Source organism: Streptomyces sp. NPDC087787, from assembly GCF_044743035.1.
GTDB lineage: Bacteria > Actinomycetota > Actinomycetes > Streptomycetales > Streptomycetaceae > Streptomyces.
Map to the genome: position 1 here is coordinate 38694 of NZ_JBIUVQ010000026.1, position 13084 is coordinate 51777.

Genomic DNA, 13084 nt, shown 5'->3' on the forward strand with positions numbered 1-13084 from the left:
CCGGGCCGCTCACCGGGGTGCTCCCGCCGGGCTCCGCGGCGGCTCGTTGAGCACCGCGCGCATGTCGCGCACCGCGTACCAGGTCCCACGCCAGGTGCCGGTGGCCTTGGAACGGCCGGCGCGCGGGTAGTACGGCACGTCCACCTCGCGCACCCGCCACCCGGCGTCGGCGGCGCGGACGACCATCTGCAGCGGGTAGCCCGACCTGCGGTCGGTCAGGTCCAGGTCACGCAGGGCCTCCCGGCGGGCCACCCGCATCGGGCCGAGGTCGTGCAGGCGCAGGCCGGCGCGGCGGCGGATCAGCCGGGCCGGCTCGCGATTGGCGAGCCGGGCATGCACCGGCCAGGCGCCGCGCGTCGTCGGCCTGCGCCGCCCGAGCACCAGGTCCGCCTCACCGTCCAGGACGGGTTGGGCGAGGGACGGCAGCAGCCCCGGGTCGAGGGAGGCGTCGCAGTCGCAGAAGCAGACCACCGGCGCGGTGGCGGCGCGCAGCCCGGCCGCGCAGGCGGCGCCGAAGCCGCGTACCGGTTCGCCGACGACGTGCGCGCCCAGCGACGCTGCGATCACGGCGGAGCTGTCGGTCGAGCCATTGTCGACGACAATGGCTCGCCAGCCGGGCGGGATCCGCTCCAGCACCCAGGGTAGGGCGGCCGCTTCGTTGAGGCACGGGAGTACGACCTCCGCCAGGGGCCGATGCCTGTCGGTCACGTCTTTCAGCGTACGGAGAGAAATGGGATGGTGCGCCCGGATCTCACCTGATTCGCGCCGCCGCCGTCCACCGAGGCGCCGATGCCTGGCCGCGCAGGGGGGCCTTCGCGAGCTCCCGCATGCCGACGGCGAACGGTACCTGGGGCAGCCAGCCGAGTTCCTCGCGCAGCCGTGACGAGGAGGCGGTGATGTGGCGGACGTCGCCCAGCCGGTACTCGCCGGTCACCACCGGCTCGGGCCCGCCGCAGGCCGCGGAGAGTGCGGTGGCCATCTCGCCCACGGTGCGCGGGCTGCCGCTGCCGACGTTGCAGGCGCGCAGGGTCCCCGCCGGGATCGCGGCACCGGCCGCGTCGAGTGCCGCCAGGTTGGCGGCGGCCACGTCGGCGACGTGGATGAAATCGCGGAGCTGGCCACCGTCCTCGAAGACCCGGGGCGGCTCGCCGCGGGCGAGCGCGGAGCGGAAGAGTGAGGCCACCCCGGCGTAGGGGGTGTCGCGTGGCATGCCCGGCCCGTAGACGTTGTGGTAGCGCAGGGCGACCGCCCGGCCGCCGGTGGCCCGCGCCCAGGCGGCGGCCAGGTGCTCCTGGGCGACTTTCGTCGCTGGGTAGACGTTACGCGGGTCGGGTGGCGCGTTCTCCGGCACGAGGCCGGGGGTGAGCGGATCGCCGCAGCGCGGGCAGACGGGCTCGAACCGTCCGGCGTCGAGGTCGGCGACCTGGCGCGGGCCGGGCCGGACGGTCTCGTGGCGGGCGCAACTGTAGCGGCCCTCGCCGTAGTACACCATCGAGCCGGCCAGGACGAGCTCGCTCACCCGCAGCCGGGACATGGCCTTGAGCAGGACGGCGGTGCCCAGGTCGTTGCACTCCACGTAGGCGGGCGCGTCGTCGAAGTCCCGGCCCAGGCCGACCATCGCCGCCTGGTGACAGACGGCGTCCACCCCGCGCAGCGCCTCCTCGACCACCGCCCGGTCCCGCACGTCGCCGCGCACGAACGCGACGCCGGACGGGAACTGCGGCGGCTTGGGGGCCGCACGTCCAGCACGCGCACCCCGTGCCTGGCCTCGACGAGAGCCCGGACGACGTGGGAGCCGACGAACCCGGCCCCTCCTGTGACAAGGACGAGCATGCCTTCGAGGCTACGGCTGGATCAGGACACGCGGCGTCGCGAGACCTGCCGGCGTGTTCGCAGCTGCCACTGTGGCGACTGTGGGAGTACGCACGCTCTGCGCCACGGCACTGCTCGCCGCCCTCGTTGCCGTCGTCGCCGCGACGGTCCGCTCAGGCGGTGATCTCGGCCATCCGGCTGCGCTGCTGTACTGGTATGCCGCCGCGTGGGTGCTGTTCGCCGCAGCGGCGTGGACCGTGCGTCGCGTGCCGGTGCGCACCGCCGTGGCGCTGATCCTGGCCGGGGGGATCGCCCTGTGCGTGGCGGCGCTCTCGGCTCCGCCACGCACCAGCGACGACATGTACCGCTACGCGTGGGACGGTCGCGTGCAGGCCGCGGGGATCTCCCCGTACGCCTACCCGCCGGACGCGTCGCAGTTGGCCCGGTTGCGTGATCCGTGGCTCTTCCCCGCCGGGACCGCGTGCCGTGGGTGGGACCTCCACTCAGCGGCGGGTGCGTGCACGCACATCAACCGGCCGTCCCAGCGCACGATCTATCCGCCCGTGGCCGAGGGGTGGTTCCTGCTGGTGCACGCCGTCTCCCCGGCAGGCGGAAGGCATAAGCCACTGCAACTCGCCGGTGCGGTGCTCGCCGTCGCCACGACGGTGGCGCTGCTGCTGGTGCAGCGGCGTACGTGCGGTGACACGCGGCGGGTGGCGCTGTGGGCATGGTGCCCGGCGGTGCCGTTCGCCGCAGTCAACGACGCCCATGTGGACACTCTCGGAGTGCTGCTCGCGGTGGCCGCGCTCGGCACGGCCGCGGGAGCACGCCGTGGAGCGCTGCTCGGGGCGGCGATCGCCGTCAAACTGCTGCCCGTACTCGCCCTTCCGGGCGCGCTGTCGGGGGCGCTGGCCCCCGGGCATGCGCGTGCCCGAGGGCGGGAGACGGCGAGCGTGCTGCTCGCCGTCGTCGGTGTCGTGGCGCTCGCCTATCTCCCGTACCTGCCGGCGTCCGGTTCCGCGGTCCTGGGCTACCTCCCTGGCTATCTGCGGGAGGAGGGCTACGAGCCAGGTGACGTCAGCCGGTTCGCGCTGCTGCGGCTGGTGCTGCCGGACGCGTGGGCCGCTCCGGCCGCCGTCGCACTGGTGGCGCTCAGCGCCTGGTACGTCCTGCGGCGCGGCGATCCAGAGCGGCCGTGGCATGGATCGCTGCTGGTCACGGGCACTGCGCTGCTGCTCACCTCGCCCGTGTACTACTGGTATGCGCTGCTCGTCGTGGCCCTCGTGGCAATGGGTGGCCCATGGGAATGGCTCGCTGTCGCTGCCGCGGGCACCGTGCTGTATGTCGTGGACGGACTGCAGCCGCAGGGCGTTCAGGCCACCGCGTACGGGATGGCCGCCGTGACGGTGCTCGTTGGTGCACTGGTCCGGGCGCGGGCGCGCAGCGGCGGAGACAGGTGGCGCGGCGGTGCGTGAGGGCAGGTATGCCGCCCACATCGGGCGCCAGGGAGTCATCGTTGACGGCGCCTGAAAACGACCACCCGCAGGACGGTGAAGCGCACCACGGTCACCAGGGCGAAGCTCGGTGCGAGCACCAGGGTCTCCGACGCTGGTGAGGCGGTGGGCCGGTAGTGGCGGAAGAGCAGGACAGCGCCCGAGGTGATCAGATACGCCAGGAGGAACAGGCCACCCGCGGCCAGATGCGCCTGGAGGACCCGGACCGCGGACCCGCGAAAGGTCAGCCGGCGGTTGGCCTCCGTGTTGAGGACGGTGACGACGAGAAGGGAGGCGAAATTGGCCAGGACGGGCGGCGACCAGTGGCGCAGGACCCAGTACAGCGAGGCCTGGGCCACCGTGGAGGCGACACCGATCACGACGAACCAGAACACTTCCCTGGTCAGCGCGGTGCGGCCGGGCCGGGCGGCGGCGCTGTGCCGTGCGTTGAGGCGTCGCACCCCACCATCATGAGGCCACCGTGCGACCGTCGAGCCGTGCGGAGCGCCGGTTCAGCCGTTCGGCTGGCGGCGGACACCCGCATGCACGCCAGACACGGAAAGCCGACCCGATCCGTGCCAGTTTGTAGCTGACGACTTAACAGGCGCCGATGCCGCGGCGGGGTTCGATCCACCCCTTTGAGAGTCGGCCTGGCACAGAGGAGGCGGCCGATGGGCAGTGGCGGACAGCCGCCGGCCCCGGGCTCCGGCGAGCCGCAGCGCCCGAGTTCGGACGAGGGTCATACGCAGAGGCGCCTCGAGCGCGTTCGCGCTGCGGTGGGGGCGCGGGCCACCAAGGGGGCCGCTCGTACCCGGGCCCTGGTGCGGCGGGTCGAGCGGACTCCGCCGCCCCCGGGGCCGTTCCGTCCCGGCTTCTGGCGCAGTCCCATCCGCGGGCCCTGGCTGACGTCCGTGTTCGGCCTGGTGCTGCTGATCGGCATCCCGCTGATCTTCGTCACCGGGATGCTCTCCTACGCCTCCTACAACCCGGGACTCGGCCGCATCAACGACCAGACCCCGGACAAGGGCCTGCTGGGCTTCTACCTCTTCGACTGGCCCACTCGTCCATACTGGCTGTACCGGCTGACCCAGGGTGTGCACGTGACGCTCGGTGTGGTCCTCGTGCCCGTACTGCTGGCCAAGTTGTGGTCAGTGATCCCGAAGCTGTTCGAGTGGCTGCCGGTCCGCTCCGTCGCCCACGGACTGGAGCGGTTGTCCCTGCTCATGCTGGTCGGCGGGGTGATCTTCGAATTCGTCACCGGCATCATCAACATCCAGCTCTTCTACGTCTTTCCCGGCTCCTTCTACACCCTGCACTTCTACGGCGCCTGGGTGTTCATCGCCGCCTTCGTCGTCCATGTGAGCCTCAGACTCGGCCGGATGACCCGCGCCCTGCGCTCCCGCAGCCTGGCCGCGGAACTGCGCACCGACCTCGCTCACACACGGCCCGAGCCTCCCGACCCCGACGGCCTGGTCCCGACCGCTCCCGCGCCGCCGACGATGACCCGGCGCGGCGCGCTCGCCATGGTGGGGGGCGGATCGCTCCTCCTCCTCGTGGTCACCGCAGGACAGAGCATCGGCGGCCGGCTGCGCAGCACCGCCCTTCTCGCGCCGCACAACCGTACTCCGGGCAGCGGCCCGAACGGCTTCCAGATCAACAAGACGGCAGCATCCGTAGGCGTCACCCCCGCGCACGTCGGCCCCGGCTGGCGGCTGGAGATCCACGGCCCCGGTCCGACCCTCGTCTTCACCCGCGCACAACTCCTCGCGATGCCTCAGCATGCTGCCGCACTCCCGATCGCCTGCGTGGAAGGATGGTCCACTCCCAACCAGCAGTGGAGCGGCCTCCGGCTGGCCGACCTCGCCGCCCTGGCGGGCCTCCCCGACGCCGGAAGCGTCCTGGTGCGATCCGTCCAACCACCCGGCCCCTACAGCTCGGTGGTGCTGCGAGGCAACCAGATCCACGACCCTCTGTCGCTGCTCGCCCTGCGCGTCAACGGCGCGGACCTCTCGCTCGACCACGGCTACCCGGCCCGCGTCATCGTCCCGGCCAACCCCGGCGTGAACAACACCAAGTGGGTGCACCGGCTCACCTTCAGGACGTGACATGGTGCGCTTCGTCCGCTGGTACGGCTCCGGCCCCCTCCACCTTCTCGTCCTGATCGCCTCGTTCGCCATCACCGGCTACGCCCTGGTACGCCTGTTCGCTGTCCGCCCGATCGAGGTCGCGATCTGGTTTGTCGGCGCGGCGGTCCTCCACGACCTGATCCTGCTGCCCCTGTACTCACTCGCCGACCTGTCGGCACACGCCGTCCTGCGGCATCGCGCCACACGCATGCCACAACCACCGTGGATCAACTACCTGCGCGTGCCCACCTTTCTCTCCGGTGTGCTCCTGCTCGTCTGGTTCCCCCTCATCTTCGCCTTGTCGACCCCCTACCCGGGTGCCACCGGGTTGTCCATGGACATCTACCTCGGCCGGTGGCTGGCCATCACGGCCGTGGTCTTCGCCGCCTCCGCCGTGGCCTTCGCTCTCAAGCTCCGCCGCATCCGGCGGGCCGCCCGCGCCGACGAGGAACGACCCGCACCAGGTCACGACGCTGCATCGTGACGACCGTCGTTCTCGGTCACCGGGACTCGGCCTCTGGGCCTTTCTGATGAAGCACTACCGCCTCGCCGCGCCTGCAGCGGGGAGACACCGTACGCCGACCGGACGCCGAGCGCGGGGCGCGGCACCCGATCGGGGCAACTGTCGACAACCGGCACGTCCGATGCGCCGATCGCGCCGATTGGCTGGAGGACGACGTAGACCTCGCCCCGCTGCTCGACGACGGTACGCCGGTGACGTCTGCCCGCTGGTACACCGACTGCGCATCGCGGGCCCCACCTCGTGGCGATCGCCTCAGCGGTGCTCGGCTGTCCGGCCACCAGGCCGGACAACGGCACGGGACGGGCAGGGTCACCGGCGGCGGCGCCGGGCGTGCAGAGCGGCGGTGAAGTCGTCCAGGGCCGCGAGGTTGTGGGCGCTGACGACGGCGTCGCAGTAGGGCAGTGCCGCAGCCATGCCGGCCACGAGCGGACGGTAGCGCGGGCTTGCCGTGCGCGGGTTGACCCATACGACGCGGTAGGCGACCCGGGACAGCCGCGCCATGTGGGTGGCGAGGTCGACGGGCGCGCCGGTGTCCCAGCCGTCGGAGATGAGGGCGACCACGGCGCCGTGCGCCATGCCGCGCCGGCCGAACCGCTGGTTGAACTCCGCCAGGCAGTCCGCTATCCGGGTGCCCCCGGACCAGTCGGGGGCCGCCCGTCCGGCCCGTGCCAGGGCGTCGTCCGGCCCGCCTCGCCGCAGGACGGGCGTGAGGCGGGTGAGCCGGGTGGCGAAGGTGAAGACCTCGGCGCGGGTGGCGCGAACGGCACAGTAGAGCAGTTGCAGCATCGCGCGGGCATAGGGCTCCATCGATCCGGAGATGTCGCAGAGCACGATGAGGTCGCGGGGGCGGGCACGGGGCGCGAAGCGGTGCAGTCGCAGCGGGTATCCGCCGGTGCGCCGGCTGGCGGAGAGGGTGCGGCGCACGTCGATGCGCGCACCGTGGTGCGCTGTGCGGCGCCGACGGGACGGCCGTGCAGGGGTGCGAATCACGAGGGTGCGCATCACCTCGGAGAGCTGCGCCAGTTCCTCTGCGGTCAGGTCCGCGAAGTCGCGGCCCGCGAGACGATCGAGCGGACTGGCGGCAAGGGGCACGGGAGCCTCCCGCGGCTGTACGTCGGCATCGTGGCCTCGTCCGTCCGCGGTGTACTTCCGGGTGCCGGGGACGCGGCCGGGAACGGTGTTCGGGAGCGATCGGGGCGGGTCGCCGGGTTGCCCGCGCTGTGCTCCGCGGCCGTCCGGGCCGCCGAAGACCTCGCGGAAGACCTCGTCGAACAGCTCGATCTGCTCGGGGTCGGACACCAGGGTGGCGAGCGCGCAGTGTCGCAGCTCGCGCGTCGTCGACGGTGCCAGCAGGGTGACCGCCCGAGCGAAGCTCCGGGTACGGTCGGGCCCCACCACGATCCCCGCCTCGTGCAGGGCGGCGGTGAACGAGGCCGCCAGCTCAGGCAGATCAGGCATCGGAGCGGGCCTCCGCGTCGACCAGTTCCGCCAGTCCGGCCCGGCGCACGGCCTCCAGGTCCTCGGCGTACTTGAGTACGGCCCCGAGGGTGCGGTCGGCGGCATCGGCGTCGAGAACGGCGAGCCCCAGCGCGTGCAGCGCGCCCGCCCAGTCGATCGCCTCGGCGATACCGGGCGGCTTGGTGAGTTCCTGGCGGGCACGCAGGCGTGCCACCCCGCGCGCCACGCGCTCGGCCAGCCACTCGGCCGACTCCGGTACCCGTCTGCGGATGATCTCGGCAACTCGTGCGGTGTCCGGGTAGTCGATGCAGTGGTAGAGGCAGCGGCGTTTGAGCGCGTCGTGCAGATCCCGGGTGCGGTTGGAGGTCAGTACGGCCACCGGCGGCACCGCGGCCGTCCGGGTGCCGAGTTCGGGGATGGTGACCGCGGCGTCCGCGAGCAGTTCCAGCAGGAACGCCTCGAACTCGTCGTCGGCGCGGTCCACCTCGTCGATGAGCAGCACCGCAGGCCGCGGTCCCGGGTGACAGATCGCGGCGAGCAGCGGCCGTGGCAGCAGGTAGTCCTCGGTGAACAGGTCGGCGTCCCGCAGGGGCTCCCCGCGGGACTCCGCCAGCCGGATGGCCAGGAGCTGCCGTGGGTAGTTCCACTCGTAGAGGGCCTCGGCCGAGGAGAGTCCCTCGTAGCACTGCAGCCGGATCAGTGGGGTGTCGAGCACGGCGGCGAGCGCGCGGGCCGCCTCGGTCTTGCCGACGCCGGGCTCGCCCTCCAGCAGGATCGGCTGCCGCATGCGCACGGCCAGCAGCAGCGCCGTGGTCAGGGCGTCGTCGGCCAGGTAGCCGACCGCGTCGAGACGCGAGCGCAGGGCGGGGACATCGGGTACGGGGTCGAGGTCAGGCATGCGCGTAACGGGAGGGGTCGTCGGCGAAGGCGTGCCGGCACCCCGGCCCGCAGAAGAACACCCTGGTGCCGGCCCGGTCCAGGGAGAGGGTGTCGGGCGTGAGCGCCACGGTCATGCCGCACACCGGATCCACGTCCTCGGCCACGGCCTGCGGCGCGGCGGTGCCGGTTCCGCGGCGCACGACTCGCGCCGCCTTCGGCCGCAGCGCGATGACCTCGGCGTACACCGACAGCGCTATCTCCCCCGGGGTCCGCGCGCCGATGTCCAGACCGGCCGGCGTGTGGACACGCGCGCGTTGTTCCTCGGTGAAGTCCAGCCCGGCGAGCACCGCCGCGCCGCGCTTCGGACTGGCCACCAGACCGATGTACGGGATCCCGGCGCGTGCGGCCTCGATGAGCACGGTCTCCTCCTCGCGGCCGTGTGTGGCGATGACGACGACGTCCAGATCGGGCGGCAGCGGCTCCCCGGGCGAGGCCGGCCGGGCGTCGAGGCCGACCACGCGACCGACGTCGAGCAGGGCGCGGGCGACGGGGGCGTGTCCGTAGACGTACGCCAGCGCCGGGGGGAGGTTGGCCTCCAGGAAGATGTCGAGCGTCCCGCCGGACAGGCAGGGATTGGCCACCGTGACCAGGCCTTCGACAGGCTCCTGCGCGCCTTCGGTGCCGGTGCCCGCGCCGGGCGTGATCCTCAGCAGCAGCGACTCGCCGGTCGCCAGCACGCGCAGGCCCTGCAGTTGCACCGTCGTCTCGGCGCAGTTGCCGCCCACGAAACCCTCGACGGTGCCGTCGGGCAGCACCAGCGCGCTGTCCCCGGGCTTGGCGCTCGTGGGCCGCTCCGCGTGGACGACGGTGGCCAGCACGAACGGCGTACGACCTTGCCGGAGCACGTCCGCGCGGGTCAGCAGTTCGGTGTTCGTCATCGTGGGTGCCTCAGGTGATCGCCATGTCGGTGCGCAGCGGCCGGCCCTGCGCGGCCCGCCACACCACGGCCGGCGTCAGCGGCATGTCGACATGGCGTACGCCGAGCGGCTTCAGGGCGTCGACCACGGCGTTGACCACGGCGGCGGGCGACCCCACCGTGGCGGACTCGCCGACGCCCTTGGCGCCGATGGGGTGGTGCGGGGAGGGGGTGACGGTCTCGCCGAGCTCCCAGGACGGGCACTCGACCGAGGTGGGCAGGAGATAGTCCATGAACGACCCGCCGAGGCAGTTGCCGTCCTCGTCGAAGGCGATCACCTGCATGAGTGCCATGCCGAGGCCGTCGGCGAGTCCGCCGTGCACCTGCCCCTCGACGATCGTGGGGTTGATCCGGTTGCCGCAGTCGTCCACGGCGATGAACCGGCGGATCTTCACCTGGCCGGTGTCGGCGTCGACGTCGGCGACGCAGATGTACGCGCCGAAGGGGAAGGTGAGGTTCGGCGGGTTGTAGACGCAGGTCGCGTCCAGGTGTCCCTCGACGCCCTCGGGCAGCTCCAGGTTGGAGTGTGCGGCGAGCGCGATCTCGGCCATGGTCCGTCCCTGGTCGGGGTCGCCCGTGACGTACCAGCGGCCCTTCTCCCATTCCAGGTCGTCCGGGCTCACCTCGAGCATCGCGGAGGCGACGATCTTCGCGCGTTCGCGCACCTTGCGGGCGACCATCGCGGCCGCCGCTCCGGACACCGGCGTCGAGCGGGAGCCGTAGGTGCCGAGCCCGAACGGGGTCTGGTCGGTGTCGCCGTGCACCACCTCGACGTCCTCGGGCGGGATGCCCAGTTCCTCGGCGACGATCTGCGCGAACGTCGTCTCGTGGCCCTGCCCCTGGGTCTGTACGGAGATCCGCAGGACGGCCTTGCCGGTCGGGTGGACCCGCAGCTCGGCACCGTCGGCCATGCCCAGTCCGAGGATGTCCATGTGCCTGCGCGGGCCCGCGCCGACGGCCTCGGTGAAGAAGCTGACTCCGATCCCCATGAGCTCGCCACGCTCGCGCTTCTCGGCCTGCTCCCGGCGCAGGTCCTCGTAGTGCGCGATGTCCATGGCCAGCCGCAGGGCGCGAGGGTAGTCGCCGGAGTCGTACTCCCACCCGGTCTGCGTCCGGTACGGGAACTGTCCGGGTCGCAGCAGGTTGCGCATCCGCAGCTCGGCCGGGTCCGTGCCGAGCGTGTCCGCGAGCAGGTCGACCATCCGCTCGACCAGGTAGACGGCCTCGGTGACGCGGAACGAGCAGGCGTAGGCGACGCCGCCGGGGGCCTTGTTGGTGTAGACGCCGGTCACGGTGCAGTACGCGGCGGCCAGGTCGTAGGAGCCGGTGAAGACGCCGAAGAAACCGGCCGGGAACTGCGTCGGCTGTGCGGTGGCGTTGAACGCGCCGTGGTCGGCGATGACGTGGACGCGCAGGCCCAGGATCTTCCCGTCCTCCGTCGCCGCGATCTCGCCGTGCATGTGGTAGTCGCGGGCGAAGGAGGTGCTCATGAGGTTCTCCGAGCGGTCCTCCACCCACTTCACCGGCTTGCCGGTGACGATCGAGCCGACGACCGCGCACACGTAGCCGGGGTAGATGCCGACCTTGTTGCCGAAGCCGCCCCCGATGTCCGGGGAGATGATCCGGATCTTGTGCTCCGGGATGCCGGCCACCATCGCGTAGATCGTGCGGTGGGCGTGCGGGGCCTGGGTGGTGGACCACACCGTCAGCTTGCCGGTGATGGCGTCCATGTCCGCCACCGTGCCACAGGTCTCCAGCGGCGCCGGGTGCACCCGCGGGTAGAGCATGTCCTGCTCGACCACGACGTCGGCGGCCGCGAAGACCTCGTCGGTTCGCTCCTTGTCACCCGCCGACCAGTCGAAGATGTGGTTGTCGGTCTGGTGTTCCTTGTCGTCGCGGATCACCGGCGCGTCCGGCTCGAGCGCTCGTCGGGCATCGACGACCGGCGGCAACGGTTCGTACTCCACGTCGATCAACTCGAGGGCGTCCCGGGCTGCGTAGCGGTCCTCGGCGACGACGAAGGCGACCTCCTGGCCCTGGAAGCGCACCTTGTCGGTGGCGAGCACCGCCTGCGTGTCGTACGAGAGCGTGGGCATCCAGGCCAGCCCGAGACCGGCCAGGGTCTCCCCGGTGATCACGGACTTGACCTTCGGGTGCGCCTCGGCGGCGCTGGTGTCCACGGACACGATCCGGGCGTGGGCCAGCGGACTGCGCAAGATCGCGCCGTACAGCATCCCGGGCAGCCGCACGTCGTCGACGTAGGTTCCGTGGCCGCGGACGAACCGTGCGTCCTCCTTGCGGGCCATGCGCCCGAAGCCGACCGGCCGTTCCTCGGTGGTCGTCATGCCCGCACCTCCTCGCGGCCGGGCGCCGACTCGGTGACCGTGTCCGCGGTCCGCGCCCCGCCTCCGTGTTCGGCGGCCCAACGAATGGAGCGCACGATGTTCTCGTAACCGGTGCAGCGGCACATCTGTCCGGAAATGGCCTCCCGGATGTCCTCCTCGGACGGATCCGCGTCGTGGTCGAGCAGCCAGCGGGCGGTCATCATCATCCCCGGTGTGCAGAAGCCGCACTGCAGCCCGTGGCAGGCGATGAATCCCTGTTGCACCGGGTCGAGTTCGGTCCCGTGCGCCAGTCCCTCGACGGTCCGCACCTCATGGCCGTCGGCCATCACCGCGAGCACGGTGCAGGACTTGACCGGCGTCCCGTCCAGCCAGACGGCGCACACCCCGCAGTTGGAGGTGTCACAGCCCCAGTGGGTGCCGGTGAGTCCGAGTTCGTCGCGCAGGAAGTGCACGAGCAGCAGCCTGGGCTCCACGTCCCTCGTGCGCTGCTCGCCGTTCACGGTCACGGTGATCCGCATGTCACGCCTCCTGCCCCTGGGCACGTGCGGCGGCGACGCGCAGCGCCCGCGTGGTGAGCTCCCCGGCCAGATGCCGCTTGTAGTCGACCGGGCCGCGCTGGTCGGCCGTCGGCCTGCACTCCCGCGCGGCGATCCGGCCTGCCTCCGCGAAGCCCTCGTCGTCCGGCCGTCCGCCGCGCAGGAAGTCCTCGGCCTGCTCGGACACGAACCGTGGGGCACCCACCGCGGTCAGCCCGATCCCGGCCTCGGTGATGACCCCGTCGGAGATCTCCAGCACCGCTCCCGCGGCGACGACCGCCCAGTCGCCGACCCGGCGCTCGACCTTGCGGTACGCGCTGGCGTGCGAACGGATGGGCACGCGGATCTCCACCAGGAGCTCCGCTTCGTTCAGCGCGGTCTCGTAGGGGCCGAGGAAGAACTCCCTGATCCCGATGGTGCGCCTGCCGCCGGGGCCCTGAGCGACGAGAGTCGCCCGCAGCGCAGAGAACGCCGCGGACAGGTCCTCCGACGGATCGGCCTGGCACAGCGAGCCGCCCACGGTGCCGCGGTTGCGTACGAGCGGGTCGGCGATGACCCGTTCCGCGTCCCGCAGGATGGGGAAGTGCTCGCCGACGACCGGTGAGGCGAGGAGCTCCGCGTGGCGGACCATCGCTCCGACGGTCAGGTCGTGCCCGTCCACCCGGATCAGCGCCAGCTCGCCGAGGCCGTTGATGTCGATCAAGGTTTCGGGCTGAGCCAGCCGCAGCTTCATCATCGGCAGCAGGCTGTGTCCGCCCGCCACCACCCGAGCCTCGGGGCCGTAGCGTGTGAGCAGCTCGATCGCGTGCTCAACGCTGGTGGCCGTCTCGTACTGGAAGGCAGCTGGAACCTGCATCGGGCCCTCCTGAAACGCTGTGCTCTTCAGACTGCGCTTTTCCGCACCGGCCATGCAAGAGGTCGATAAGCATTCACTTA

11 protein-coding genes and 1 pseudogene are annotated in these 13084 nt (G+C 72.0%); 3 read left to right on the top strand and 9 right to left on the bottom strand.

Features of this window, described 5'->3' with window-relative positions:
• Positions 1-9 precede the first annotated feature (9 nt).
• Both ACIOWN_RS30965 and ACIOWN_RS30970 read right to left on the bottom strand, forming a co-directional pair.
• Positions 10-708: a glycosyltransferase family 2 protein gene (locus ACIOWN_RS30965; protein WP_362348705.1), complete on the bottom strand. Its 699-nt coding sequence runs from the start codon at positions 706-708 to the stop codon at positions 10-12.
• Between the two features lie 43 nt (positions 709-751).
• A pseudogene (locus tag ACIOWN_RS30970) lies at positions 752-1833 on the bottom strand (NAD-dependent epimerase/dehydratase family protein).
• An 80-nt stretch (positions 1834-1913) separates the two neighbouring features.
• On the opposite strand from ACIOWN_RS30970, the gene ACIOWN_RS30975 reads away from it, so the two are divergent.
• Positions 1914-3287 carry a glycosyltransferase 87 family protein gene (locus ACIOWN_RS30975; RefSeq protein ID WP_362348707.1) on the top strand — a complete coding sequence of 458 codons (1374 nt, stop codon included), beginning with the start codon at positions 1914-1916 and terminating at the stop codon, positions 3285-3287.
• Between the two features lie 35 nt (positions 3288-3322).
• Here ACIOWN_RS30975 and ACIOWN_RS30980 read toward each other — a convergent pair whose 3' ends face one another.
• Positions 3323-3766, bottom strand: coding sequence for a GtrA family protein (locus ACIOWN_RS30980; protein ID WP_362348709.1), 444 nt, complete (start codon positions 3764-3766; stop codon positions 3323-3325).
• Positions 3767-4126: 360 nt separating this feature from the next.
• Between ACIOWN_RS30980 and ACIOWN_RS30985 the strand changes: the two genes are divergently transcribed.
• Both ACIOWN_RS30985 and ACIOWN_RS30990 read left to right on the top strand, forming a co-directional pair.
• On the top strand, positions 4127-5410 hold the full coding sequence (locus ACIOWN_RS30985; RefSeq protein ID WP_362348711.1) for a molybdopterin-dependent oxidoreductase: 1284 nt from the start codon (positions 4127-4129) through the stop codon (positions 5408-5410).
• A gap of 1 nt (position 5411) precedes the next feature.
• Positions 5412-5915, top strand: a complete 504-nt coding sequence (locus tag ACIOWN_RS30990; protein WP_362348713.1) for a hypothetical protein — start codon at positions 5412-5414, stop codon at positions 5913-5915.
• A 348-nt stretch (positions 5916-6263) separates the two neighbouring features.
• Here ACIOWN_RS30990 and ACIOWN_RS30995 read toward each other — a convergent pair whose 3' ends face one another.
• The 6 genes from ACIOWN_RS30995 to ACIOWN_RS31020 are packed head-to-tail and all read right to left on the bottom strand — an operon-like array spanning position 6264 to position 13004.
• Positions 6264-7412 (bottom strand): VWA domain-containing protein, encoded by a 1149-nt coding sequence (locus ACIOWN_RS30995; protein WP_362348715.1) that lies wholly within the window; start codon positions 7410-7412, stop codon positions 6264-6266.
• Positions 7405-8310, bottom strand: a complete 906-nt coding sequence (locus tag ACIOWN_RS31000; RefSeq protein WP_362348716.1) for a MoxR family ATPase — start codon at positions 8308-8310, stop codon at positions 7405-7407. Before ACIOWN_RS31000 ends, ACIOWN_RS30995 begins: the two co-directional genes overlap by 8 nt.
• Entirely contained in the window at positions 8303-9229 is a 927-nt protein-coding gene (locus ACIOWN_RS31005; RefSeq protein WP_362348718.1) for an XdhC family protein, read from the bottom strand. Before ACIOWN_RS31005 ends, ACIOWN_RS31000 begins: the two co-directional genes overlap by 8 nt.
• 10 nt (positions 9230-9239) lie before the next feature.
• Positions 9240-11612 carry an aerobic carbon-monoxide dehydrogenase large subunit gene (locus tag ACIOWN_RS31010; RefSeq protein ID WP_362348720.1) on the bottom strand — a complete coding sequence of 791 codons (2373 nt, stop codon included), beginning with the start codon at positions 11610-11612 and terminating at the stop codon, positions 9240-9242.
• Positions 11609-12130, bottom strand: coding sequence for a (2Fe-2S)-binding protein (locus ACIOWN_RS31015; RefSeq protein ID WP_362348722.1), 522 nt, complete (start codon positions 12128-12130; stop codon positions 11609-11611). Before ACIOWN_RS31015 ends, ACIOWN_RS31010 begins: the two co-directional genes overlap by 4 nt.
• Before the next feature lies 1 nt (position 12131).
• Complete coding sequence (locus ACIOWN_RS31020; RefSeq protein WP_362348724.1) at positions 12132-13004, bottom strand: xanthine dehydrogenase family protein subunit M; 873 nt, start codon at positions 13002-13004, stop codon at positions 12132-12134.
• Positions 13005-13084: the final 80 nt, after the last annotated feature.